The following is a 24,040-nucleotide window of genomic DNA, read 5'->3' on the forward strand; positions in this document are numbered from 1 at the left end:
CTGGCAAGGGTATTCATTTAGCAGTGTTGCACGCTGCAAATAGTTAAACTGTTTCGATAGTGTAAATCTTTGTCCGGTATCGGACAAAAAAGCATTGCTATATTTTTATAAAATATTGATTATAAGGTAGATGTGTTTGGTATAAGGCTTGCAAACACCCTTGCATACTATATCACAACAATGGATCAGATAATAGAACAGGAAGTAACCGCCCGAAAACGTAAAAAGGGAATATTTATAGGGGTAGGAGCCGTAGCCGCTTTAGTAATTACGGTTTGGCTGCTTAGGGTATTGCTTGGCTCAAGCATCAGCCGTAATGATTTCACAACTGCAAAGGCTGAAAATGGAAGCGTAGAAAATACTCTGAATGCCACGGGTGAAGTATTGCCCGAGTTTGAAGAGATACTTACCAGCCCGATTAACGCATCAATAAAGAACGTTGTACTAGATGCTGGTAACAAGGTAAAAGCAGGTCAGTCTATTCTTTCACTTGATAAAAGTGCCGCACAAAACGATTACGACAAGCTCAACTTCCAGCTGCAAAGCAAACGTAACGAGATCAGCAAACTTAAACTCGACCTTAATAAAAGCTTTTACGACATCCGCAGCAATAACGACATAAAACAACTGCGCATCAGCAATTTGGCTGATGCTGTTGAAAACGCTAAACGCCTGTACAAAGCCGGCGGCGGTACACGTGAGGGTATAGAACAGGCTGAACTGAACCTGAAAGTAGCCCAGCTGGAAAAAAAGCAACTGGAGAACGAAATAAAAAGCAAGCAGCAAACCATGCAGATCGAGATAAAAGAAGCTGAGATCGCGCTTGCCATACAACAGAATGATTTGCACGAACTGCAGCGTAAGCTGCAACTGGCTAATATTGTGGCTACCCGGGGTGGTGTAGTAACCTACGTAAACAGGAACATTGGTGCTACCGTGCACGAAGGCGACGCGCTTGCGCGTATTGCAGATCTTGGCAGCTTTAAGGTAAACGGAAGCCTTGCTGATAGTTACCTTGACCAGTTAAGGGCCGGTATGCCGGTGATTGTCCGCTTTAACGAAAGCCAGCTGAAAGGGCACGTGGTTAACGTACAGCCATCCGTACAAAATAGCACAGTAAGCTTTGATGTACAGTTAGACGACCGCGACAATAAACAACTTCGCCCTAACATGAAAGTGGACGTTTTCCTGGTGACGGATGTGCGCAGCAAAACAATTCGCGTAGCAAACGGCCCCGCCTTTAAAGGCCCTGCAGATCAGGACGTGTTTGTAATTAAGGGTGACAAAGCGGTGCGCAGGTCGGTTCACATTGGGTTAGTAAATTTTGATTATGTAGAGATCACCAAAGGTATACAGCCGGGTGATATAGTGATCACATCAGACATGAGCCAATACAAAAACGCAAAAGAAATCACTATCAAGAACTAATTGACATGAAATACCTGTACCTCATTATAATTATAATCATGTGTGTCAGCAAAGTGGTTGTTGCCGCCGCAGGCGGCGACACCCTTAGGCTGAGCCTGCAACAGGTGGTGGAGATGGCCAAAAAGAACTCCATCGCAGCCAAACAAGCCGTTACACAGCGCGAAAACAAGTACTGGCAATGGCGCACTTTTAAGAGCAACTATCAGCCACAGTTATCGCTAACAGGCACCTTGCCAGGCTATAGTAAAACCTATCAGCAAGTGCTGCAGCCTGACGGTACAATTTTGTTTCAGCCTATACATAACGATAATTCATCGCTACAACTAGATTTCAGCCAAAGCATTACTGCTACAGGTGGTACCATTTACGGAACCACACAAATGCAGCGCTTTTATGATTTTGACCGCAAGAACACCTTGTACAATGGTGTACCTTATGCTATAGGCTACAGCCAGCCATTGTTCCAGTATAATGCACTACGTTGGGACAAACGAATAGAACCATTAAAGTACAACGAGAGCAGGCAGGCTTACATAGAGTCGCAGGAGCAAATTTCGGTAACCGTAGCAAGCTACTTTTTTGATCTGTTGCTTGCCCAGGTAAACCTGCAAATAGCAGAAACCAACTTTACCAATACCGAGAAGATTTTAAAAATAGCAAAGGTGAAGTTTGACCTTGGAAAGATATCTAAAAATGAGATACTGCAATTGCAGCTGGAGCAGCTGAATGCGCAAAAAGCCGTAGGTACAGCCAAACGCGATATGGAGATTGCCACCTTAAACCTGCGGACTTACACAGGTGCAGAAGGAGATGATAAGATCGCACTCGAGTTGCCGCCATCAACTATAGAGATGAATGTATCGGCCGATAAGGTGTTGGAGGAAGCATTTGCTAACAGAAGTGACGCGATTGCCTTTGTGCGCCGCATTGCAGAGGCAAAAAGAGATGTGGCGAAAGCTAAAGGGCAAAGCGGGTTGATTGCTACGCTTACAGCCAACCTGGGGTACTCTAAAAGTGCGCCAACCATAGGCGATGTGTATCGCTCGCCACAAAACCAGCAATTGCTGCAATTGCAGTTTACTATACCTGTCCTGGACTGGGGGCGGTCTAAATCGCGCACCAAAACTGCTGAAGCAAATGAGCAGTTCACAGAATATGCCGTGGAGCAGGACAAGCAGACCTTTAAGCAGCAAATAGTTACGCAGGTAACGCTTTTTAATATGATGAAAGATCAACTGGTGTTTACCGCCAGGGCAGACAGCATTGCATCAGAGAAGTACCAGATAGCGCGGGAACGCTATGTATTAGGTGACCTGAGCATAACCGACTTGAGTATTGCATTTGCAGAAAACGACCAGGCTAAGCGGGATTATATAGCTGCGTTGAGAGACTTCTGGGGAGCGTATTACCAGTTAAGATACTTAAGCCTCTACGATTTTGAAAAGAACCAAAAAATAAGGTATGAAGAGAGGGTAGACTAAAAACACAAGATGTAAGAAGTCAAGATACAAGACACAAACTCTAAATAGAAATACAAACCGAACATCAGAAATCATTAACTTAATAAAATCACAATTACTATGATACAACTACAGAACATCGAAAAAGTATACCGCACGGATACTATACAAACCCTGGCGCTGAATGGCATAAACCTCGACATAGAAAAAGGCGAGTTTCTATCCATTATGGGTCCATCCGGCTGCGGGAAGAGCACACTGCTGAATATAATGGGGCTGCTTGACGCACCGTCTAAAGGTAGCATCCGCATAGACGACCAGTCAACCATTAACATGAAGGATAAGGAATTGGCTAAGTTCCGCAATCAAAAGCTCGGGTTTATTTTTCAAAGCTATCACTTAATTAATGATCTGCAGGTGCTGGATAATGTAGAGCTTCCGTTGCTTTACCGGGACAGTACTGCTAAACAGCGCCGGGAGCTAGCAACTGAAGCACTGGAAAAGGTTGGTTTGAGCAATCGCATAAAGCACTTCCCTAAACAGCTTTCTGGCGGGCAAAGGCAGCGTGTAGCAATTGCCAGGGCAATAGTGGGCAGACCGGAGATCATCCTGGCGGATGAACCCACAGGCAACTTGGACAGTGCTATGGGTAACGAGATTATGGATATCCTTTTGCAGCTTAACCGCAATGATGGTACCACCATTGTAATGGTAACGCACGACGAGAACATGGCGCAGAAAACGCATCGCTTAATGAGGTTGTTTGATGGGTCTCAGGTTCAATAATTCATCACCTAAACAAACAATATCATGTTAAAAAATTACTTCAAAATAGCCATCGCGGTACTTAAAAGGCGTAAGTTCTTTACGTTTATCAGCTTGTTCGGCATCAGCTTTACGCTTACTATATTGTTAGTACTTACCGCATTTATAGACAAAGTTGTAAACGACAATTATCCCGACAAAAAGCGCGACCGGTCTCTCTATATAAATAAAATTGAGCTCAGGGGAAAGGAGTCTATGAACTCAGGCCCCTTAAGCTACTACTTTCTTGATCATTATCTCGGCAAAATGAAAACCCCTGAGAAGGTGGCCATATCATCAGGTTTCAATTCTACTAACACTTACGTGAATAACCGCAAAGTGGTTATCAACTACAAGTATACCAACGCCGATTTCTGGGAAGTGCTCGATTACGACTTTATTGAGGGAAAGGCTATAAGCAGACAACAAGTAACAAACGGCGAACGTGTTACGGTAATCTCTGAGGATATGAAGAAGGAGTATTTCGGGGATGACGGAGCGTCTGCTATTGGTAAGTACATTGAAGCAGACAACGTTAAGTACCGTGTATGCGGGGTAGTAAAAAGCTTACCTATAACATCGTACCTTTTATATGCCGACATCTATTTACCTATCACGACTTATAAGACAAAGCTGGATGCCGACAAAGGTTACATGGGAAACTTTACTGCAATATTACTAGCAAAAACGCCTGCAGATGTAGCTAAAATGAAAATAGAGTATGAAGCTATAATACCCAAGCTGCCTGTCCCGGGCAAAGAATGGGATCACATCTACAGCCATGCCGATAGCTACCTGGAAGGTTATGTACGCAGCGGTAACGAGCAACGGTCGGGCATGACTTACGCCCTCACAGCAATCACTCTTTTTGCATTATTTGTAATGCTGCTGCCAACACTAAACCTGGTAAACGTGAATATTACACGCATAATGGAGCGTTCATCAGAGATAGGGGTGCGCAAAGCATTCGGTGCATCATCAAAAACGCTCGTGTATCAATTCATTGTAGAAAACCTGATTCTTACCTTTCTGGGAGGAATTATTGGTATAGTGTTGTCCGTAGTCGTAATGTACTTTATCAACAGCGCAAAATTTATTGCTAATCTTAACCTCAGCTTAAACTTCACCGTTTTGGGGTATGCAATTGTTACTTGCGTGTTCTTCGGTTTACTGTCGGGAGTATACCCGGCATGGCGTATGTCTAAGTTAAACATCGTTGCAGCGCTAAAAGCTTAATTATTCATCAACCTTAAAATCAAGATATCATGTTCAGGCATTTATTTAAAATGATATGGAACAAAAAGAAGCAAAACTCCCTGCTTATTGTGGAGATATTGCTATCGTTCCTGGTGATCTTTGCTGTATTCACCTTCGCCATTAACTCCTATAACAATTATGCAAAGCCCATGGGCTTTAACTACAAGCAAGTTTGGGCGATAAGTTATAACCACACTCTTGAAACCAAAAACTCCGACTCGGTAGTTCTGGTCTACGAAAACCTGTTACGCAATATAAAATCAATGCCGCAGGTAGTGGATGCCGGCTATGCCAGCGGTAATATCCCCTTTGCCAATAACCACATGAGCACAGGTATTGATAATAACGGCCACAAGGTAGATAACGTTAATAATTTCTTTATGGACGAGAATTACATTAATGTAATGGGCGCCAAAATGATAGCCGGGCGCTGGTACAATAAAGCAGATGGGGGATCCAAAGCCAATATTATTGTCATCAACAGAAAGCTTAAAGAAGAGTTGTTTGGCAATACCGACGCCATTGGTAGGACATTTGGCAATAACGATGATAAGAACAAGCGTAAGGTAATAGGTGTAATAGACGATATTAAAACAGATGGCGATTACCAGCAAGCACCTTACGGGCTATACAATCGACACGATACTGCCGCTTACAAGTGGATGGGTAAAATACTTGTAAAAGTAAGCCCTGGAACCGACGCTGCATTTGAAGCTAAGCTTTACAAGTTGATGGCTAACACGTTTAAAAATTCTAACATAGAAATAGAGCACCTGGACAACAAGCTTACCGCTTACAACAAGATTACACTGGTGCCACTTATAATCCTTTCCATTGTAGCAGCATTTCTTATCATCAATGTTGCATTGGGCATTTTTGGGGTGCTTTGGTATAATATAAACAAACGCCGGGGAGAAATAGGCCTGCGCAGGGCCATAGGAGCACCGGGCAGTTCGGTATCTGGCCAATTGGTAGGCGAGGCACTTATATTAGCCACTTTGTCACTAATCATTGGCGCTTTTTTCGCAGTACAGTTTCCGCTGCTTAATGTATTTGATCTGCCGGCGGTAGTTTATTTGGGTGCGATGTTATTAGCTGTGATATTTATTTACCTGCTGGTATTGGTTTGTTCGCTTTACCCAGGCAAACAGGCCGCGGCAATTTACCCGGCAGTTGCTTTACATGAAGAATAAAAATTAGCTTTGGAACATGATACTGGTTATTGATGATGATATTGCCGTGCGTACCTCGCTGCAGCTTTTGTTGCAAAGTGAAGGTTATAAAGTGAGCGGAGCTGACGCACCGGCAGAAGCTTTACGTATCATTAAGGCTGATGCACCTGAGCTGATCATACTTGACCTGAACTTCTCTATCAGTACAACCGGCGAAGAGGGAATGACGTTGCTGCAAGCTATTCGCAGAGCCGATGCAGATGTGCCTGTGATATTGATTACGGGATGGGGTAGCATTGCCCTTGCAGTGCAGGGTATGAAGTTAGGGGCTAATGACTTTATTAACAAACCCTGGGATAACGGGCATCTGCTACAGTCTGTAAAAACACTACTTGGCTTACGCGAAAAAACGGTTATTAACCGTACGCGCAGGCAATTAGATAAAGAGTACAATTTTCAGCAAATTATAGGGGAGGACCCTAAAATGCTGGAAATATTGGAAACTATTGGCAGGGTGGCAGGTACCGATGCCTCCATCTTGATAATGGGCGAAAGCGGTACCGGAAAGGAATTGATAGCGGAAGCCATTCACCAGAACAGCCTGCGCCGCAACAAGCCGTTTATAAAGGTAAATTTAGGGGGAATATCTACTTCCTTGTTCGAGAGCGAGATGTTTGGCCATGTACGTGGTGCTTTTACCGATGCCAGGTTTGACAGGGCAGGCCGTTTTGAACTGGCTAATAAAGGGACTATATTTTTAGATGAGATAGGTGACCTTGACCCAGGCAGCCAGGTGAAACTGTTGCGGGTACTGCAGGACCGCACCTACGAGGTGTTGGGCAGCAGCCGCACCAAAAACGTGGATGTGCGTGTCGTGTGTGCTACCAACAAAAACCTTACCGGCATGGCTAACAGCGGTACTTTCAGGGAAGATCTGCTATATCGCATAAATCTGATAACGGTTACTTTACCAGCCTTACGTGAGCGCCCGAAAGACATACCTTTACTGGTAGAATTCTTTATTAACAATTTAAAGCAGATATATAATCGCCCTGAGTTGTCTGTATCTAAAAGCGCTATGAAGTGGCTGCAGCAACTTCCGTTGCCCGGCAACATACGGCAGTTGAAAAACCTGGTAGAGCGGTCTATCCTTGTAAGTAAAAAGAATGTACTGGAAATAGATGATTTTCGTTCGCAGCTGGAGCTTTCGCCGCAAAAAACAGGTAATTCGCACTGGCCAGGCGTAGGCACCATAACGCTTGAGGAAATGGAAGTTGAGATGATAAAGCGGGCTATGGCATTCCACAAAAATAGGGTGAGTAAAGCGGCACCTGCGCTGGGCCTTACAAGAAGTGCTTTGTACCGGCGACTGGATAAATTTGAGATACCGTACGATGAAGCTGAGGACTAAGTACATTTTATTTGTTATTGTTCTGCATGCGCTGGCGCTGTTGCTGTCATTCTATATTTTCGACAAAAACCGCATCTACTTTATCTTTTCCGAGGTATTTATAATAACATCAATAATAATCTCCGTACAGCTTTACAGGCAGCTTATAAGCCCTATTAAAATGCTGCTGCAGGGCATAGAAGCCATTAAGGACAAGGACTTTAATATTAAGTTTTTAACTACCGGAAAACACGAGGTAGACGAACTCATAAATGTTTATAACCAGATGATAGATGAATTACGTACCGAACGCACAAGGCAGCAGGAACAGCACTTCTTTCTGGAGAAGCTGATTCATACCTCGCCGACAGGTATTGTAATTCTGGATCATGATGATCGTGTTTACCAGCTTAATCCCAAAGCGGCGCAGGTGCTTGGCGTTACAGAAAAGCAGCTGACTGGCGAGCATATAACAGTCATCGGCAATTCGTTGTTAAAACAAGCGGCTTTATTAAAAGCCGGGGAGTCCGTTACGTTAAAACCCGATGGAATCAACACCTATAAATTGCAGCGTTCCAACTTTATTGATCGTGGCTTTCACCGGGGCTTTATTATGATAGAAGAGCTTACTGCAGAGATACTTGCTGCCGAAAAGAATGTTTACGGTAAAGTTATACGCATGATGGCACACGAAGTAAACAACACCATTGGCCCGGTTAACTCAATTTTACAATCTGCATTGCGGGCAGATACATTGTGGCAGGATCAGAGTGCCGCGGCAATTAACAATGCATTGCGCGTAGCATTTGACCGTAACCAAAACCTGAACCACTTTATGCGCAACTTTGCCGACTTAGTGAAGCTGCCTCCTCCAAACAAAAAACAAACAGATTTGCAATTACTGGTTAAAGCTGTAATTGAACTAATGCGATTAAAGGGCCAGGAAAATGATGTAAGACTCATTTTTGAACCGACACCTAAAGCCGTTATAGTTTATGCTGATGTACAACAGCTTGAACAGGCACTAATTAACATTACAAAAAATGCCATTGAAGCGGTAGATAGTAATGGTACAGTTACTTTTAGCATAGATGCTAAAAAGCAGTTGCTAACCATTACTGATACAGGTAAAGGTATTACCGGGAAAGAAAGCGTTCAGCTTTTTTCCCCTTTCTTTAGTACTAAAAGAGACGGGCAGGGTATCGGGCTGACCCTCGTGCGGGAGATTATGCTGAACCATGGTTATGAGTTCTCGTTGAAAACAATTGCAGACAGGCAAACGGTTTTTAGCATATCGTATCATTAACAACCTGATTGTTTAGGGTCAAACGTCAACTATCCGTAATTTTAGCCTGCTAATTTCTTAAACTCCCAAGTTCTTGCATTCTTTACCAAAACTAAAAAAGGATGGAGACACAACTCTTTGTACAAATAGCCCTGAATGGATGGAACCAGCAGGTTGCACGGGCAGAAAAATTCTTTAATGGCCTCAGCGACGAAGCTTTCCAACGTACTGTAGGCGCTGGTAAAAACCGGATAATATACCTGTATGGCCACTTAACTGCTTACCATGACATGCTTAAGGAAACGTTAGGCCTGGGCACCGCCACCCATTCGTTCCTTGTGAATGATTTTCTGAAGAATGCCGACGATGTAAAGGCAAACATGCCGTCCGTTGCAGAACTAAGGCAGTACTGGGCAGAAGTGCATAACGAATTAAACGTGCTTTTTGCAGCACTCCCTGCTGAAGATTGGTTTAAGCGCCACAACGCAATGACAGACGAGGATTTTAAAAAGGATCCTACACGTAATCGTTTAAGTGTACTGCTCAGCAGGACTAATCACATTGCTTACCACTTTGGTCAACTGGTACTGGCCTGAGTAGGTACGACACATTATGCCGCTCCAAAACCTTCAATTTTCACACTTACTTGTATTGATGGTGGAGCATTTTGATAACGTTATTGCCATTGTGTTAAAAAACAGTTAATTTTCGGATGTGAAGCGTAAGCTTCCACCTGCTTTATTACTGTTTCTTATTTTGAAAAATCTCACAAGGCGAAATTTTCTCAGCAAAGGTGCTATGCTGGCCGGCGGCGCTTACCCTGCCATGATGGCGTTAGGAATGCTCAAGTCTGCACCTGCATATTCTTTTGATCTGCCCGGCAGTGGTAATGGTAAACACATCATTATCTTGGGTGGAGGCCTTGCCGGGATGGCAAGCGCTTACGAACTAACCAAACTTGGCTACAAATGCACTATCCTGGAAGCGCGGGACCGCGCCGGTGGTCGTTGCTGGAGCGTACGTAACGGCAGTACCAACCAGGAAACAGGCAGGCCTGCTATAACTGCAAAATTCGATGACGGGCTGTATTTTAATGCCGGACCTTCCCGCATTCCGCATCATCATGAGCTAACCCTCCATTACTGCAAGGAGCTGGGTGTACCCATACAAGTCTACAATAACGTTAATGAAGGTGCTTACTACTTTGCCGAAGGAAAGGGGCCGCTGTCTAACAAAAAGATACGCGCACGCGAGGTACATAACGATGTACGCGGCTACATGGCCGAACTGCTGAGCAAAAGCATTGACAATGGCGCTTTAGATGCCGCCCTCACCAAAGAGGATACCCAAAAGGTATTAGAATACCTGGCCGCTGAGGGAGGGCTGGATATTGATAAGCTGTACAAAGCGTCAGCAAGAAGGGGGTACGCAGAATCGCCTGGTGCGGGCAATCTGCCGGGTAAAATAGGTGAGGCGCATAAACTTGCCGATTTTATACAATCCGGTTTGCTTGATCCGGATTTTTATAACGTGGCAGAATATACTTACGAGCTGCAGATGACCATGTTCCAGGCCGTTGGCGGAATGGATATGATTGCCAAAGCGCTACAGAAGCAGGTTTCGGCGTCTTTAAAGCTTGGCGCGGAGGTAACCAATATAACTAACCTGTCGGAAGGTGTAAGGGTGACTTATAAAGATGCCGTCGGAGAACACCAGTTACAAGGCGATATATGTATTTGCACTATTCCGTTGCCGGTACTTAGCAATATCAATAACAACTTTTCTGGTGAAGTAAGCAGAGCTATAGACTACATCACCTATAACCAGACTGGTAAGATCGGCCTGCAGTTTAAACGCCGGTTTTGGGAAGAGGATGACCATATCTACGGTGGTATTACACACACCAACAATGATTTAACTCAAATATTTTACCCCAGCTATGATTATCTTGGTAAAAAGGGTATCTTAATAGGATATTACAATTTCAACGAAAAAGCACAGCGTACGGGCGAGTTAAGCTATGCAGATCGCGAGAAGCTTGCGTTGGAAAAAGGCAGGTTAATTCATCCGCAGTATGACGCGGAGTTCGAGCGCTCATTTTCGGTAAGCTGGCATAAAACAAGGTATAACATGGGCGGTTGGGCGGTTTATTCCGGCGAGACGCGGAAGAACCAATATCCTGCACTGCTCAAGCCTGATGGTAACGTTTACTTTGCGGGAGAGCACCTTACGTATTTAAACGCCTGGATGGCAGGAGCGTTTGAATCAGCGCGCAGCGTGGTATCTTCTATTCACGGGCGTGTAACAGGGCAACAGTTAGTTTACCCAACAACAAAATAGAAAAACTAGACTTTAAAATATGGCAAACACAATTAACCGCAGAAACTGGCTTAAAAGCAGCGCTTTAATGGCTGGCGGCGTGGCTTTCCTTTCAGGAACAGTTAACAAACTGGCCGCTATGCCCTTGCTCAGAAACATCAACGCCTTTAAACGCGTGACCGATGAAAGTGCTATCCTGACAGCCGCACCAGCTATGAAAGCACGACTGCTGGCCAACGAGAATCCTTTTGGTCCATCTGCCGCTGCCAAAAAGGCTATTGCAGATGCCATGGACCTGAGCTACCAGTATGCTTTTTCCGCCATCAACACCCTTCGTGGTAAAATAGCAGCTTACGAAGGGCTAAAGCAGTCCAATGTATTGCTGGCATCAGGCTCATCGCCGTTGCTGCTGGCGGCGGCTATGCATTACAGCAAAGGCGGTAAGAACATCATCACCGGCGACCCGTCTTACGACGACCTGCCTACCCAGGCCGAACATTTTGAAGGTAAATGGGTGAAAGTCCCTTTAACCTCTGATTATAAACTGGACCTTGATGCTATGGAAGCTAAAGTTGATGCCAACACCGGTTTAGTATACATCTGTAACCCTAATAACCCTACTGCAACTGTAGTGGACACCGAAAAGCTCAAGGCATTTTGCGAACGGGTATCAAAAAAAGCGGTGGTTTTTGTTGACGAGGCTTATATTGATTACCTGCCCGATCCTAAAGGCACCACGCTGATAGGTGGGGTTAAAGCAGGTCAAAACATTATTGTAGCACGTACTTTTTCCAAACTTTATGGTTTCGCCGGCTTACGCTGCGGCTACATTGTTGCACAGCCCGAAACCATCCGCACGCTGGAAATATATACACCGGGCTGGGCCGGCTTATCGTCTACTACTTTGGCAGCGGCTATTGCTACTTACCAGGAGACCGATTATCTTCAGGACGCCTTAAAGAAAACCAATGCTTCCAAAGAGTATTTGTATGATGTGCTTAAGAAAGAAGGATACACTTACATTCCTTCGTCGGCCAACTTTGTCATGTTTCCGCTAAAAATGGATGGTAACAAGTTTGTTGGCGAAATGATGAAGCGCGGCGTGGGCGTACGCAGCTGGAAACTTAACAACCAGGATTGGTGCCGCGTAAGCGTTGGCCGTATGGATGAAATGCAGGCCTTTGCTGATGCCTTTAAAGAGATATCTTAATTCAACTCAGAAGTCGGCAACAACTCAACAAAAATATCGAATACTAATGCGCAAATTAATCTATACACTTTCTTTCGCCTTTATAACCGCCACCACATTCGCACAGGAAAAAACGCCTAATCCACGGCCGCTTACCCTTGATGAGTATAAAAAAGCTAAGACCTATACCATAGCTGATCTTGATAAAGACACTTACGTAAAGTTTGAAAATACTTATGTTCTCGACCGTTATGAAAGTCGCAAGCCATACTTCATCACTGGCAGTGATGGCCTGAAAAAACGGATTGACCTGTATAAACTTGTCGCAAAAGAAGCTATGCAGGAAATTGGCACAATGATTTTTTACACCAGCGAAACTGGTAAAAAATACCAGGCCTTGGTGCCCGACTTTACTGCAGACGGCAAGGTATGGGAACAGTATTTTCAGGACATAGATGACATTAATAAAGTAGAAAAGAACTTTATTTTAAAGTTGTCTTACGTGTTGTCCAAGGAGCTAAGCTTTCAACAATATAAAGTGCTGAACAATGGTAAGGATATGAAAGAGGAGTCGGCCACTTATGGCAACGACATCTGCTTCCCGGGAGAGGAACTGGTAACCATGAGCAACGGAAGTAAAAAGATGCTGAAAGATGTAAAGAGTGGGGATGAGGTGATTACTATTGACCCTCAAACGCGTAAACCATCTGCCACCAGGGTGAAAGAGCTTACCGTGCATGCTGCTAAAAACTACGCGCTTACGCAATTGGTGTTGGTATCTGCTCAGGAAAAAAATACCGCAATAGGTACATCTGTTAACCTCCGGGCCAAAGTATTACAGGCTACTCCCAATCACCCGATGATGACCAAAAACGGGCGCGAAAAAATGGCCGATGTAGCACTTGGCCAGCAGGTACTTTGCCTTAACGAACAAACCGGCAAGTACGAAGCTTTTACTGTGCTGCAAAAGAATGAACGTGCTGGGGGCGTACAAAACGTTTACAACATAGTTGCCGAAAAGGGAAGTACCCTGCTGATGAACGGCGTTATGGTGATGCAGAAGTAGAGCTAAAGTATCAACATCAGCCGTTTACTGGTATGGTATACTTGCGCTGATGTTGTTGCAATTTTTGTGGTTTAAAATAGTAAAACCGTATTTTGCCGGCTTCTATGGAAAGCGCATCCCATGATGGTACTTATATAATATCCGGCAAATTAATATCACAAATAAATGCGGTAACAATTGCGCAATTGTCGCCGGTTACAAGCTATGAGGAACTGGGCAGCGAAACGCTGGACCTGGTAGATATAGCTGTAAACGAAGCGACTTTCCTAAGTGTAGACGGCAAAACCAGAGTGAGCCAGCAACAAGCGGCAATTCATCTTACCTGTACATGCACTCAACCTAAAAGCAAGCTTTGTAGTCATAAATCATCGGCTTTGCTGCAGATCATAGCAAATCCAAATTACATCGTGTTTTTCGATGATAATTATAGGCGCGAAAAGCTTCGGAAATTTGCTGCTGATTATGGGCTGGAAGCGGAGCCGGAGCTTGACGAGTACTTCGATCTGGAGCTAAATGAAGGCAGGTTGGTCATTAATCCTAAAGATCGCTCATTATTGCCGGTTACCAATGCAAGTATAGATGCTATGGAACGGCAGCTAATGCTGCAGCAAGCATCTGCAACGCCGCGATTAACGAAGGCTGACGAGGAGTTAAAGCGTATTATAGTATTTAAGCAGCACAAGTTTTACAAGCACCTTATTATTGAACTGTATGATGCAGATAGTACAAAAGATGGCCGTATAAAAAACCCGCTGATACCTGTTGCGCCCTTGCAATTGATAATGGATACCAATGATCCGTTTGAAATTAAGTTTTATACCGCTATATCCCGCTTTCAGCAAAATATAGATGCTAAGGTCAACAAGCAAGGCTTGGATAGCTTAAAAGCTATAGTTAAGAATCCGCTTAATTTCGATTGCTACCTGCATGATGTAGCTGTGTCTGAAAAGGTTCCGTCCGGGGCCTTAACGAAGGTTAATTTGCGCGCACTGCATACCGATCTGCAGCTTACCGTTGACCCGATAAAGGATGTTTTTAAGATATCAGGTTCGTTACCAGCGGGAGAGGAGCGTTATCCTGTTTCAAAGCTTGAAGTGCTGTTTGGTTATTTTATAAAAGTTGGATCCACCTTGTATTTAGTGAAGAATTTGCAGACAACAGGCGCGATAACGTTGTTCAAACAGGGGCAGGATTATTTGCATGTACATAAAAACCAATTTAAAGAATTTCAAAGTCGTATTTTAAACAAGCTGGATGCAGGTGTTAAGGTGAGCTATCCTTACATCCCGACAGCAACGGCTGTGCAACTGCAGGAGCAGCAGTTTAACCATCGAGAGCGTATTATCTACCTTTCGGACTTTGGTCAGTACATCATGATCTTTCCTGTAATGCGGTATGGCGAAGCGGAGATCCCGGTTCGTAAAAACGACCTGATCTATGCTATCGATAGCCGGGGCGAGGAGTTTCTAGTTCAGCGTGATGAACCTGCCGAGCGGGAATTTATCGCTGCAATTTTAAAACAACACGCTTACTTTGAGGAGCAGCTGGCGGACGACCTGCAATACTTTTACCTGCACAAGAAACGCTTTTTAGATGAGGAATGGTTCCTGAACGCGTTTGAGGTTTGGCGGGCAGAAGGCATCGCTATTTTAGGTTTTAACGAGCTTACGGGCAATAACCTTAACCCGCATAAGGTCAGCATCAGCATAAAAGTACTTAGCGGGCTAAACTGGTTTAATACAAAGCTTGATGCAAGGTTTGGTAAGCGCAAGGCCTCGCTTAAACACCTCCATAAGGCTATTAGAAATAAAACCAAGTATGTGCAGCTTGATGATGGTACGCTGGGCATACTACCACAGGAATGGATAGATAAGTTCACAAGATATTTCGAAGCCGCACAAATAGTTGATGAAGAACTGCTTACACCTAAAACCAATTTCGAACTGATAAGTGAGTTATACGAGGATCAGCAGCTGGGCGAACAGGTGAAGCTGGAACTGCAGCAATACCGGAACAAGTTTGATAACCTAGAGAAAATTGAAGAGATAGGCGTTCCTGCGGAACTCAAGACTACGCTTCGGCCATATCAGCAATTCGGGCTAAACTGGCTCAACTTTTTAGACGAACTTAATTTTGGAGGATGCCTGGCGGATGATATGGGCCTTGGCAAAACTATCCAGGTACTGGCTTTTATTCTCTCGCAAAACACTAAAGCGAAGCAGAATACCAACTTGCTGGTGGTGCCCACATCACTTATTTTCAACTGGCAGGCAGAGGCTGAACGCTTTGCACCGTCGCTAAAGATACTGACGCTTTATGGTGCCGACCGGGTAAAGAATATCGCAGACTTTAATAGTTATAACATCGTGCTCACTTCTTACGGTACGCTGCTGTCGGACATCAACTTTCTTAAGAATTACACATTCAATTACGTGTTTCTCGATGAATCGCAGAATATTAAAAATCCGACTTCTCAGCGTTACAAAGCCGCCAAGTTGCTGAAGGCACGTAACCGCATTGCCGTTACCGGGACACCATTTGAGAACAATACCTTTGATATATACGGCCAACTGTCATTTGCATGCCCCGGTCTGCTTGGCAGTCTGCAATATTTCAAAGAGATATATGCGATGCCTGTAGACCAGTTCAAAGTAAGTAAACGTGCCCGCGAGCTTCAGCAAAAAATAAAGCCTTTTATCCTGCGCCGTACTAAGCAGGAGGTAGCTGCCGAATTGCCGGAGAAGACCGAGATGGTGTTGCACTGCCCGATGAATGAAGAGCAGCGCACATTGTACAATGCTTACGAAAAAGAGTTCAGGGAATTTATATCGGCTACATCTCAGGATCAACTGAAAAAAAGCTCAATGCATGTGCTTAAAGGTATAACAAAACTGCGCCAGATTTGTGATTCGCCGCAGCTGCTTGAAGGTGTAAGGCTACCGGGTAACGCATCGGCCAAAATAGATGTACTGCTGGAGCAGATAGAAAGCAAATCACCCAACCATAAAATACTTGTTTTCTCTCAATTTGTGGGGATGCTCAACCTCATCCGCAAAGAACTACTTGTACGCAACATTGGCTTTGCCTACCTCACAGGTGCTACCAAAAACAGGGAGCAGGTAGTGAATAATTTTCAGGAGAATGCAGATACACGGGTGTTCTTAATTAGCCTTAAAGCAGGTGGCACAGGGCTTAATCTTACAGCAGCAGACTATGTTTACCTGGTTGACCCATGGTGGAACCCTGCGATAGAAAATCAGGCTATCGATAGGGTTTACCGTATTGGTCAGCACAAAAATGTTGTAGCGGTACGAATGATATGCCCTGATACGATTGAGGAAAAAGTGGTTCGTCTGCAGGAGAATAAAAGGGATCTGGCAAATAAGCTCATTACGTCAGACGCGGTCTTACAATCATTGAGTAAAGAAGATTGGATGGATTTACTAAGGCCGTTGTAAGTTATCCTTAGCTGTTCAATGACCCTCGATATCCTGTCCTTTTTTTTGAAAGCTATAGATGAGGTAACCAAGTGCCGGCAGGATGAACAAACCTCCAATAAGCAAAGCAATCGCCAGTGACTCTATCGCTTTTTCTGCTCCGCGATTCTCAAGCAGCGAGAGGTAGCCTCCGCCTTTGAGTATCACTATGTTTGGATAGTGCTTATAGGTTGTGGTAAGCAATATCATGGTTACCTGGAAACCGGCAAGTACGCGGATGATGTAGCGCTTTCCTCGGCTGATTAAATACCACAATACAACAAGTGATATACTTGCAGCACTTACTGCAGCAATACCGATGATATTGCCGAACACCCATTGCACCAATGGTATCTTTTCTATAATAGCTGCAATGAACACCATTGCACCGGCAACAAATGCAGCCAAATTCATGATACGTGCCTTACGGATGAAGCTCTTGCGTGAAGGGTGGTCTGTTGCCTCACCGATAAGATATATGGCTGCCAGGAAGCCGCAAAGTGCGACGGTAAAGAAACCGATAGCCACCGAGAACCAGTTTAGCCAGCTTAAAACGTAGGCATGCAAGAAATCGTTTGCACCTGGATCTATCCTGCCGGATACAGCACTTCCTGCTATAATCCCCAGGAACAACGGCGTGACAAAGCTGGAGTAAACAAATACTTTGTTGTATACTTTCTGCATGTCGTCCCTAACTGCATCGTAACTGCGGAAAGTAAGGGCTGTCCCCCTGGCTATGATGCCCATCAGCATAACTACCAACGGGATATGCAAATAGGTGGACATGGTGGTGTAGATCACCGGAAAGCCTACAAACAATATCACTATAGCGATGATGAGCCACATGTGGTTGGCTTCCCATATGGGTCCAATAGCGTTGTACATGATGCGCCGCGTGCGCGATTTATTTGCATCTGATGTGAAAAGCTCTATAATGCCGGCACCATAATCCGCACCACCCATCACCAAATAAAGCAGCAGCGCCAGCCAAAGAAAAACAATTACAACGTATATCATAGCTTAATGCGCTTTTAAGTGTGGTTTACCAGCAACATCGTACAATACGGGAACCATTTTTATCTGCCGGTAAAGTAAAAAAACAACTACACAGCTTAAGGATAAATAAACAGCGGTAAACAGGTAAAAGGAATAAGCTATACCCGGCATCGGCGTAACCGCATCTGCCGTACGCATAACGCCTTGTACAATCCAGGGTTGCCGGCCAACTTCGGTTACTGTCCAGCCGGCTTCTACAGCAATAAAGCCAAGTGGCGTAGCAAGTATAAACAGCTTTAGAAACCAGTTCTTGCTAAACCAGCTTTTCTTTTTTGCCAGCGCTATAAGGTAGATGACACCCAGGGCCATCATCAGCATACCTAAACTTACCATTAGCTGAAAGGCATAATGTGTAACTGCAACAGGGGGCTGATCAGCTTTAGGTATCTGATCTAATCCTTTTACCGGCTTTTTAAAGTCTTCATAAATCATGAAACTTAGCATGCCGGGTAGCTCTATCGCGTAATTTACAGTTTTGTTCTTTTCGTCGGGTATGCCACCAAGAATGAGGGGGGAATAAGGCTCCGTATTAAAGTGCGCTTCCATAGCAGCAAGTTTTGCCGGCTGGCGTTTAGCCACCATTTTGGCGGATATATCGCCGCTTAAGGGCTGCAAAATAGCCGCCAGCACACCAAATATGGCTGCTATGCGGAACGACCGCAGGTGAAATTCAATGTTCTTTTTGCGATAGATCATTAATGCATGTACGCCCGCAACAGCAAAGCCGGTGGCCGCAAAGGCAGCTATACTCATATGCAAAGCCTGTGAAAACCAGGCGGGGTTAAACATAGCTTTTATAGGATCTATGTTAAGGTACTTGCCATTTACCAAGTCGAACCCGGTTGGTGTGTTCATCCAGGCGTTGGCAGCCACCACCAATATACCCGATGTAAGTCCGCTCACACCAACAATAACCCCGGTGAACCAGTGAAACCATTTGTTAAACTTACCCCAGCCGTATAAAAAAAAGCCTAGGGCTATTGCTTCTATAAAAAAGGCGGTACCTTCTAATGAGAAAGGCATCCCGAATATAGGCCCGGCATGTTTCATGAATGTAGGCCACAACAAGCCCAACTCAAACGATAATACAGTGCCGGATACCGCACCTGTAGCGAAGAATATTGCAACACCTTTGCTCCAGGCTTTAGTAATGTTCTGATAGATATTATTGTTGCTCCTGAGGTATAAGAAATGAGACACTGCCATAAAGAACGGCATCACCATACCTATACATGAAAAGATGATATGAAACCCCAGGGATAGGGCCATTTGCGAGCGTGCGGCCATAAAATTATCCATGTACGCAATTTACGCAGTATGCATAAGTAAGTTCATATTTATCAAACAGATAAGTTAATTTATATTGATTATGTATTATTATTTTCTTGCGGTTAAATATGATTTTTACGTAAGTACATCGCAATATGTTCTGCTTGCTGTAACTTGAATATATTATGTGCCTGATTGCCGGTACAACACAGATTTTTTATATTTTAACATCGACAATACACCAGTCCTGTAACCGCAATGAGCAACTATTTTTCCGACTTCTTAAATGCGGGGCGTATTAGTCTAGTGTTGCTATTATCAATAGTGCAGATGTCCGTTTACGCCGAGGGGAGTAAAGAGCTAACTGCAAATGGCGGCAATCGTGCTTATCTTCTGTCTACGCTTAGTATAAACCCCTCGTACCCTTATCCTACGTTAGGCACAATGAAGGTCTACGTAAAGGTGGGTGAAGCTATTTGCCTGGGCTCCAGTGCCCAAGGTATCGGCGCAGGAACCATCAGGTTACGTGCGCCGGACGGAAACACCTACAACAGCGGTTCATCAAAAACTAGAGGTTACCTGGGAACCCGAAGCCAGGAGGTGGCCGGTCCGCTGCCAAATGCAGGAGGTTACATTCCGTTTATAGTTCCTGTATCCCCGGGACAGGAGGGGATATGGGAAATCGATTTCATCTCTCCCACGAACGGAGTTGAAGTAAACGGTAACCCTCCAGCAATAGCCACAGGAACTAACTGGGTACAGCCAAACAGCCAGTATATAGCTGCTTTTGATGTATCCGTACGAAACGCGGGCAATACCGCATTCCTCAGCGGACGTGTATTTACCAATGTGCTCATTGGCATCTTAGGCACATTTAACGTAGGTTTTAATGCCGTATTAAATGTGCTTACCAAAGACGGATACAATTACACGTTGGATAATAATGGACAAGCAGGTAACGGTTTTACTTTTTTTGCAAACAATAAGGGCTTTCGTAACGCTGATGGCAGGCCATCCTACAAAAGCTTAAACAGTACAACAGTGGGGGTGAACGTGTATGATCCATCACTAGAGGATACACCATCTGACATAACGCACAAGATATTCTTTAACACGCCGGCGGCTGATCTTCCTGCATCAGCACCCACACCCTCCGGAACCACGTGGCTAGTGAACCTTCCTGTGACGCCCTCTATAACCAATGTTGCCTTTACAGGTGCCGATGGTACGCCCGGCATAGCGGGGACAGTAATGGCTGGTGGGCGTATAAACTTTACTGCCACTGCTAACGGCACTTATAAAATATCAATAGATGTAAACCAAAACGGAAAGTTTGACGATGGCTCCGACCGACTGTTTACAGGATCAGTTACCGCAGGCAATAACCAGGTAAGTTGGGACGGGCTGGACGGGCGTGGTGAACTGCTGCCGGCAAGTGCAGGCAATTACAGCATTAATGTAACAGCTACCTTGTTTGCGGCTGAAGTACACTTCCCCTTCTTTGATGTTGAACGGAACACAAACGGTGTAAAGCTAGCCCGTATAAATGGATCAGGGTCGCCCGATAACACCATCTATTGGGACGATAGTCCGATAACGGTTGTTGGTGTGCCATCTAATCCGGTAGTTAACCTCTCAGGCTTAAGCAGCCTCACCAACGGGCATAAATGGGGAGGCACTGCAGCAAACAGTAACGATGATAACGATTTTGGAAACAACAAAAGCATTGATACCTGGGCATACGTTATTAATTCAGGTTTGGCGGCAACAATCAACATCAGGGTACAAACGCCCGATCCCTCCGGACTAATTAAAGTCCCCAACATTATTACCCCAAATGGAGATGGAAAGAACGACGTATTTGAAGTTAAAGGAATATCGAGTTTCCCCGGAAGCCGTTTGCTGATATTTAACAGATGGGGAAACGAGGTTTACAAATCTGAAGACTACAGCAACAACTGGGATGCTAGCGGTTTAGCCGAAGGTACTTACTATTACCTGCTTGAACTAAAAACAGGCGCTGCCAAGCCTACTGCTTACAAAGGCTGGCTATATATCAACCGCAAGTAGATGAGGCTGTCAAAAACATACAAACTGTTGATATTCCTGCTATTTACATCCGTTTATGGGCGTGCACAGCAGACGGTGCAGTTTAGCCAATATATGTTCAACGGACTGGTGGTAAACCCTGCTTATGCAGGTTATAAAGAAGACTGGACACTTAACCTAAGCAACCGCCTGCAATGGTCGGGAATAGATGGTGCGCCAAAGACCAGCACAATTTCCATTGATGGTGTGCTTGATCCGGAAACCAAGAAAGCTGCTCTTGGTTTCCTGGTGACGAATGACCGGCTGGGTCCTGAAAACAACAGCGCCTTCTACGCCAACTATGCTTACAGGCTGCAGCTTAATGATGAGGATACCAAGCGGCTAAGCTTTGGATTTGGAGCCGGGTTGGTTCAATACCGGATAGACGCCTCAAAATTCGACCCGATTGATGGTGGCGACGGTAGCATTACTGCCAATGAGAAAACACTGATGACGGACTTTAGATTAGGCGCTTATTACACAACTCCTAATTTCTATGCCGGCGGCTCTGTACTCAACTTATTTTCCAACGCTATATCAGGTGCAAATACACAGGTTATAAACCCGGTAGCCCACATGTATTTAACCACCGGTGCTATGCTGCCGCTTAGCCCAACCATTGATCTTAAGCCTTCTATTATGTTTAAAGAGGACTTTAAAGGTACCGCGGGACTGGACATTACCAGCTATGTTTTATTTGACAAAAGATTTTGGCTTGGTGCGTCGTACAACACCGGAGTAAGATTTTCTAAACCTGCTAATTCTTCAGGGTTAGACAAAAGCAACACCGTTACTGCAATAGCACAAGTTAGTATCAGTAATTTTTTACGATTTGGCTACTCTTTTGACTTTAGTACCAGTGCACTTGCAAATTATCAAAGCGGAACGCACGAGGTATCGTTAAGCCTGTCGTTCAGGCGCAAACGACCTAAGATACTTAGCCCCAGGTTTTTTTAAGCAATATTATGAAGAGTATACTTGTTACCATATTGTTGCTTAGCGTTTGCTGCTTCAGCTATGCACAGGAACAGCCGGGCAAAAAACAAATAGCAGATAAGTTTTTTGAAAGGGAGGAGTATGCAAAAGCGGCAGAGATGTACCTCGATCTTACCAATAAAGCAAATCCGGATTATAGAGTGATAGAGCGTTTAGCAGACTGTTACCGTCTGATGAATGATAGCCGTAGTGCCGAGCAATGGTATGCCAGCGCCATCGCCTACGATAAAGCTGCTGCTATAAACATTTATTATTATGCAGAAGCCTTGCTGCAGAATAAGAAGTTGAAAGAGGCAAAGGTTCAGTACCAGGCTTATTTTGCGCAGGTGAATGATCCAGAGCGTTTGAAGTTTAAACTAGCCACCTGCGACTCAGCTGAAAAATGGATGACGGTACCGGTAAAAGGGTTTGCCCTTAAATTGGAGAAAGGGCTAAGTACGGTATACAGTGATTGGGGTGCCACTACTTATGGTAAAAACGACATTGTATTTACGAGTGACAGGGTCAGCGGTTACGAAGGTTTAAAGGAAATTGACAAACGGACAGGTAATAGTTACCTGAAACTTTACCTGGTGAAAAACGATAGTATTGCTCTACTTCCCTTAAGGACAAAAGATAGCAGAGTGTTTAATGGCGACTATCATGTTGGCCCGGCTGTGTTTAATAACAATGCTGATACATCATGGATAACCATTACAACAACTGTAGCAGCAGGCAAATTGGCTGTGGATAAACGGCCGCGTAAGAGCTCTCAACGGCTTTATACACGCAGGCTGCAGTTGATCATGGCTACAAAAAGCAACGGCGTTTGGGGCAGGTTTAAAGCCTTTGCATATAATAACGTGAGTTCCTATTCTGTGGGCCATGCCGCTTTGTCTCCCAATGGTAACCTATTGTACTTTACCTCTGATATGCCCGGTGGCGAGGGTGGGACAGACATTTGGTTTTGCGAAAAGCAGGCCGACGGTAGTTGGGGTAAGCCAATAAACTGCGGTAAAGCCATTAATACAAGGTATGATGAGGCGTTTCCTGTTGTAAAAGGCTCAGATACACTAACGTTTGCTTCCAAAGGTTTGCCGGGTATGGGCGGGTTTGATATATTCTTTTCTAAAGGAGAAATGGCTGATTGGGACACTCCACATAATTACAGGTATCCGGTGAACAGCACTTCTGACGATTTCTACCTGCTTACACACAATGGTTCTGAAGGGTACTTATCTTCCAATCGTAAAGGTGGTATGGGCAGCGATGATATTTATAGCTTTAACTATAATGTGCCTTCGCTGGTAACTGCTGCTAAACCAATACCAGATGAAGCAAGAGGTATCGACTCGAAGCCTCCCCAAGCCATAAATGTTGTTATTTATTATGACCTTGATAAAGCAAACATTCGTGCGGATGCCGCAGCTCAGCTTGACAAGCTTGCCGAAGTACTTAAACGCTTTGCCACACTTAAAATAAAGCTAGCTGCTTATACAGATGCCCGTGCATCTGCCGGCTACAATATCAACTTGTCGAGGAGCAGGGCGCTTGCGGCTTTGGAATACCTGGCTTCGAAAGGAATAGATCGTGAAAGGATGCGTGCTAGTTGGAATGGCGAAGAAAACCTGGTGAACAACTGCCCTGATGGCGTGGTTTGTCCGGAAACAGCCCAGCAACTTAACCGGCGTACAGAAATTAGTATCGACAATAAATGATCAATATAAAACAAAGCCCCCTTACACTCGCTGTTTGGGGGCTTTAACCTAAACCTTATCACAATAGTGGCAAGAGCCACAAGTAATA

Annotated in this window: 17 protein-coding genes; 15 read left to right on the forward strand and 2 right to left on the reverse strand. The window is 44.6% G+C overall.

Annotated features, from left to right (window positions below; translation table 11 throughout):
- The first annotated feature begins 180 nt into the window (after positions 1–180).
- The 12 genes from DYU05_RS01110 (at position 181) to DYU05_RS01165 (ending at position 16,828) form a co-directional block, all read left to right on the forward strand.
- Positions 181–1,428, forward strand: coding sequence for an efflux RND transporter periplasmic adaptor subunit (locus DYU05_RS01110; protein WP_117382903.1), 1,248 nt, complete (start codon positions 181–183; stop codon positions 1,426–1,428).
- Positions 1,429–1,433: 5 nt separating this feature from the next.
- On the forward strand, positions 1,434–2,909 hold the full coding sequence (locus DYU05_RS01115; RefSeq protein WP_117381150.1) for a TolC family protein: 1,476 nt from the start codon (positions 1,434–1,436) through the stop codon (positions 2,907–2,909).
- Positions 2,910–3,008: 99 nt separating this feature from the next.
- On the forward strand, positions 3,009–3,674 hold the full coding sequence (locus DYU05_RS01120) for an ABC transporter ATP-binding protein (protein WP_117381151.1): 666 nt from the start codon (positions 3,009–3,011) through the stop codon (positions 3,672–3,674).
- A gap of 24 nt (positions 3,675–3,698) precedes the next feature.
- The gene (locus DYU05_RS01125) at positions 3,699–4,928 is read left to right on the forward strand and encodes an ABC transporter permease (protein WP_117381152.1); all 1,230 of its coding nucleotides are present in this window, start codon (positions 3,699–3,701) and stop codon (positions 4,926–4,928) included.
- 29 nt (positions 4,929–4,957) lie between these two features.
- Positions 4,958–6,142 (forward strand): ABC transporter permease, encoded by a 1,185-nt coding sequence (locus DYU05_RS01130; RefSeq protein ID WP_117381153.1) that lies wholly within the window; start codon positions 4,958–4,960, stop codon positions 6,140–6,142.
- Positions 6,143–6,158: 16 nt separating this feature from the next.
- Entirely contained in the window at positions 6,159–7,532 is a 1,374-nt protein-coding gene (locus tag DYU05_RS01135; protein ID WP_117381154.1) for a sigma-54-dependent transcriptional regulator, read from the forward strand.
- Entirely contained in the window at positions 7,516–8,817 is a 1,302-nt protein-coding gene (locus tag DYU05_RS01140) for a sensor histidine kinase (protein ID WP_117381155.1), read from the forward strand. Before DYU05_RS01135 ends, DYU05_RS01140 begins: the two co-directional genes overlap by 17 nt.
- Positions 8,818–8,918: 101 nt before the next feature.
- Positions 8,919–9,392: a DinB family protein gene (locus tag DYU05_RS01145; RefSeq protein ID WP_117381156.1), complete on the forward strand. Its 474-nt coding sequence runs from the start codon at positions 8,919–8,921 to the stop codon at positions 9,390–9,392.
- Positions 9,393–9,552: 160 nt separating this feature from the next.
- Positions 9,553–11,136, forward strand: coding sequence for a flavin monoamine oxidase family protein (locus DYU05_RS01150; protein ID WP_205771756.1), 1,584 nt, complete (start codon positions 9,553–9,555; stop codon positions 11,134–11,136).
- 19 nt (positions 11,137–11,155) lie between these two features.
- Entirely contained in the window at positions 11,156–12,325 is a 1,170-nt protein-coding gene (locus tag DYU05_RS01155; RefSeq protein ID WP_117381157.1) for a pyridoxal phosphate-dependent aminotransferase, read from the forward strand.
- A 46-nt stretch (positions 12,326–12,371) separates the two neighbouring features.
- Positions 12,372–13,370 carry a Hint domain-containing protein gene (locus DYU05_RS01160; protein ID WP_165851971.1) on the forward strand — a complete coding sequence of 333 codons (999 nt, stop codon included), beginning with the start codon at positions 12,372–12,374 and terminating at the stop codon, positions 13,368–13,370.
- 104 nt (positions 13,371–13,474) lie between these two features.
- Entirely contained in the window at positions 13,475–16,828 is a 3,354-nt protein-coding gene (locus DYU05_RS01165; protein WP_117381159.1) for a DEAD/DEAH box helicase, read from the forward strand.
- Between the two features lie 15 nt (positions 16,829–16,843).
- Here DYU05_RS01165 and DYU05_RS01170 read toward each other — a convergent pair whose 3' ends face one another.
- Together DYU05_RS01170 and DYU05_RS01175 are read right to left on the reverse strand one after the other, a co-directional pair.
- On the reverse strand, positions 16,844–17,863 hold the full coding sequence (locus DYU05_RS01170; RefSeq protein WP_117381160.1) for a cytochrome d ubiquinol oxidase subunit II: 1,020 nt from the start codon (positions 17,861–17,863) through the stop codon (positions 16,844–16,846).
- A 3-nt stretch (positions 17,864–17,866) separates the two neighbouring features.
- Complete coding sequence (locus DYU05_RS01175) at positions 17,867–19,201, reverse strand: cytochrome ubiquinol oxidase subunit I (RefSeq protein ID WP_117381161.1); 1,335 nt, start codon at positions 19,199–19,201, stop codon at positions 17,867–17,869.
- A 228-nt stretch (positions 19,202–19,429) separates the two neighbouring features.
- Here DYU05_RS01175 and DYU05_RS21190 point away from each other — a divergent pair, with 228 nt between their 5' ends.
- The 3 genes from DYU05_RS21190 to DYU05_RS01190 are packed head-to-tail and all read left to right on the forward strand — an operon-like array spanning position 19,430 to position 23,952.
- Entirely contained in the window at positions 19,430–21,241 is a 1,812-nt protein-coding gene (locus DYU05_RS21190) for a T9SS type B sorting domain-containing protein (RefSeq protein ID WP_205771758.1), read from the forward strand.
- Entirely contained in the window at positions 21,242–22,216 is a 975-nt protein-coding gene (locus tag DYU05_RS01185; RefSeq protein WP_117381162.1) for a PorP/SprF family type IX secretion system membrane protein, read from the forward strand.
- A gap of 8 nt (positions 22,217–22,224) precedes the next feature.
- The gene (locus tag DYU05_RS01190; RefSeq protein WP_117381163.1) at positions 22,225–23,952 is read left to right on the forward strand and encodes an OmpA family protein; all 1,728 of its coding nucleotides are present in this window, start codon (positions 22,225–22,227) and stop codon (positions 23,950–23,952) included.
- Positions 23,953–24,040: the final 88 nt, after the last annotated feature.

Origin of the sequence: Mucilaginibacter terrenus (assembly GCF_003432065.1) — a bacterium.
Classification (GTDB): domain Bacteria; phylum Bacteroidota; class Bacteroidia; order Sphingobacteriales; family Sphingobacteriaceae; genus Mucilaginibacter; species Mucilaginibacter terrenus.

Bases quoted from the DNA above. Each gene is read 5' to 3' on its own strand.
- DYU05_RS01155 (WP_117381157.1), top strand. From the start codon at position 11,156: ATGGCAAACACAATTAACCGCAGAAACTGGCTTAAAAGCAGCGCTTTA.
- DYU05_RS01140 (WP_117381155.1), top strand. From the start codon at position 7,516: ATGAAGCTGAGGACTAAGTACATTTTATTTGTTATTGTTCTGCATGCG.
- DYU05_RS01185 (WP_117381162.1), top strand. From the start codon at position 21,242: ATGAGGCTGTCAAAAACATACAAACTGTTGATATTCCTGCTATTTACA.
- DYU05_RS01120 (WP_117381151.1), top strand. From the start codon at position 3,009: ATGATACAACTACAGAACATCGAAAAAGTATACCGCACGGATACTATA.
- DYU05_RS01110 (WP_117382903.1), top strand. From the start codon at position 181: ATGGATCAGATAATAGAACAGGAAGTAACCGCCCGAAAACGTAAAAAG.
- DYU05_RS01130 (WP_117381153.1), top strand. From the start codon at position 4,958: ATGTTCAGGCATTTATTTAAAATGATATGGAACAAAAAGAAGCAAAAC.
- DYU05_RS01135 (WP_117381154.1), top strand. From the start codon at position 6,159: ATGATACTGGTTATTGATGATGATATTGCCGTGCGTACCTCGCTGCAG.
- DYU05_RS01145 (WP_117381156.1), top strand. From the start codon at position 8,919: ATGGAGACACAACTCTTTGTACAAATAGCCCTGAATGGATGGAACCAG.
- DYU05_RS01160 (WP_165851971.1), top strand. From the start codon at position 12,372: ATGCGCAAATTAATCTATACACTTTCTTTCGCCTTTATAACCGCCACC.
- DYU05_RS01190 (WP_117381163.1), top strand. From the start codon at position 22,225: ATGAAGAGTATACTTGTTACCATATTGTTGCTTAGCGTTTGCTGCTTC.
- DYU05_RS01165 (WP_117381159.1), top strand. From the start codon at position 13,475: ATGGAAAGCGCATCCCATGATGGTACTTATATAATATCCGGCAAATTA.
- DYU05_RS01115 (WP_117381150.1), top strand. From the start codon at position 1,434: ATGAAATACCTGTACCTCATTATAATTATAATCATGTGTGTCAGCAAA.
- DYU05_RS01175 (WP_117381161.1), bottom strand. From the start codon at position 19,201: ATGGATAATTTTATGGCCGCACGCTCGCAAATGGCCCTATCCCTGGGG.
- DYU05_RS01125 (WP_117381152.1), top strand. From the start codon at position 3,699: ATGTTAAAAAATTACTTCAAAATAGCCATCGCGGTACTTAAAAGGCGT.
- DYU05_RS01170 (WP_117381160.1), bottom strand. From the start codon at position 17,863: ATGATATACGTTGTAATTGTTTTTCTTTGGCTGGCGCTGCTGCTTTAT.
- DYU05_RS21190 (WP_205771758.1), top strand. From the start codon at position 19,430: ATGAGCAACTATTTTTCCGACTTCTTAAATGCGGGGCGTATTAGTCTA.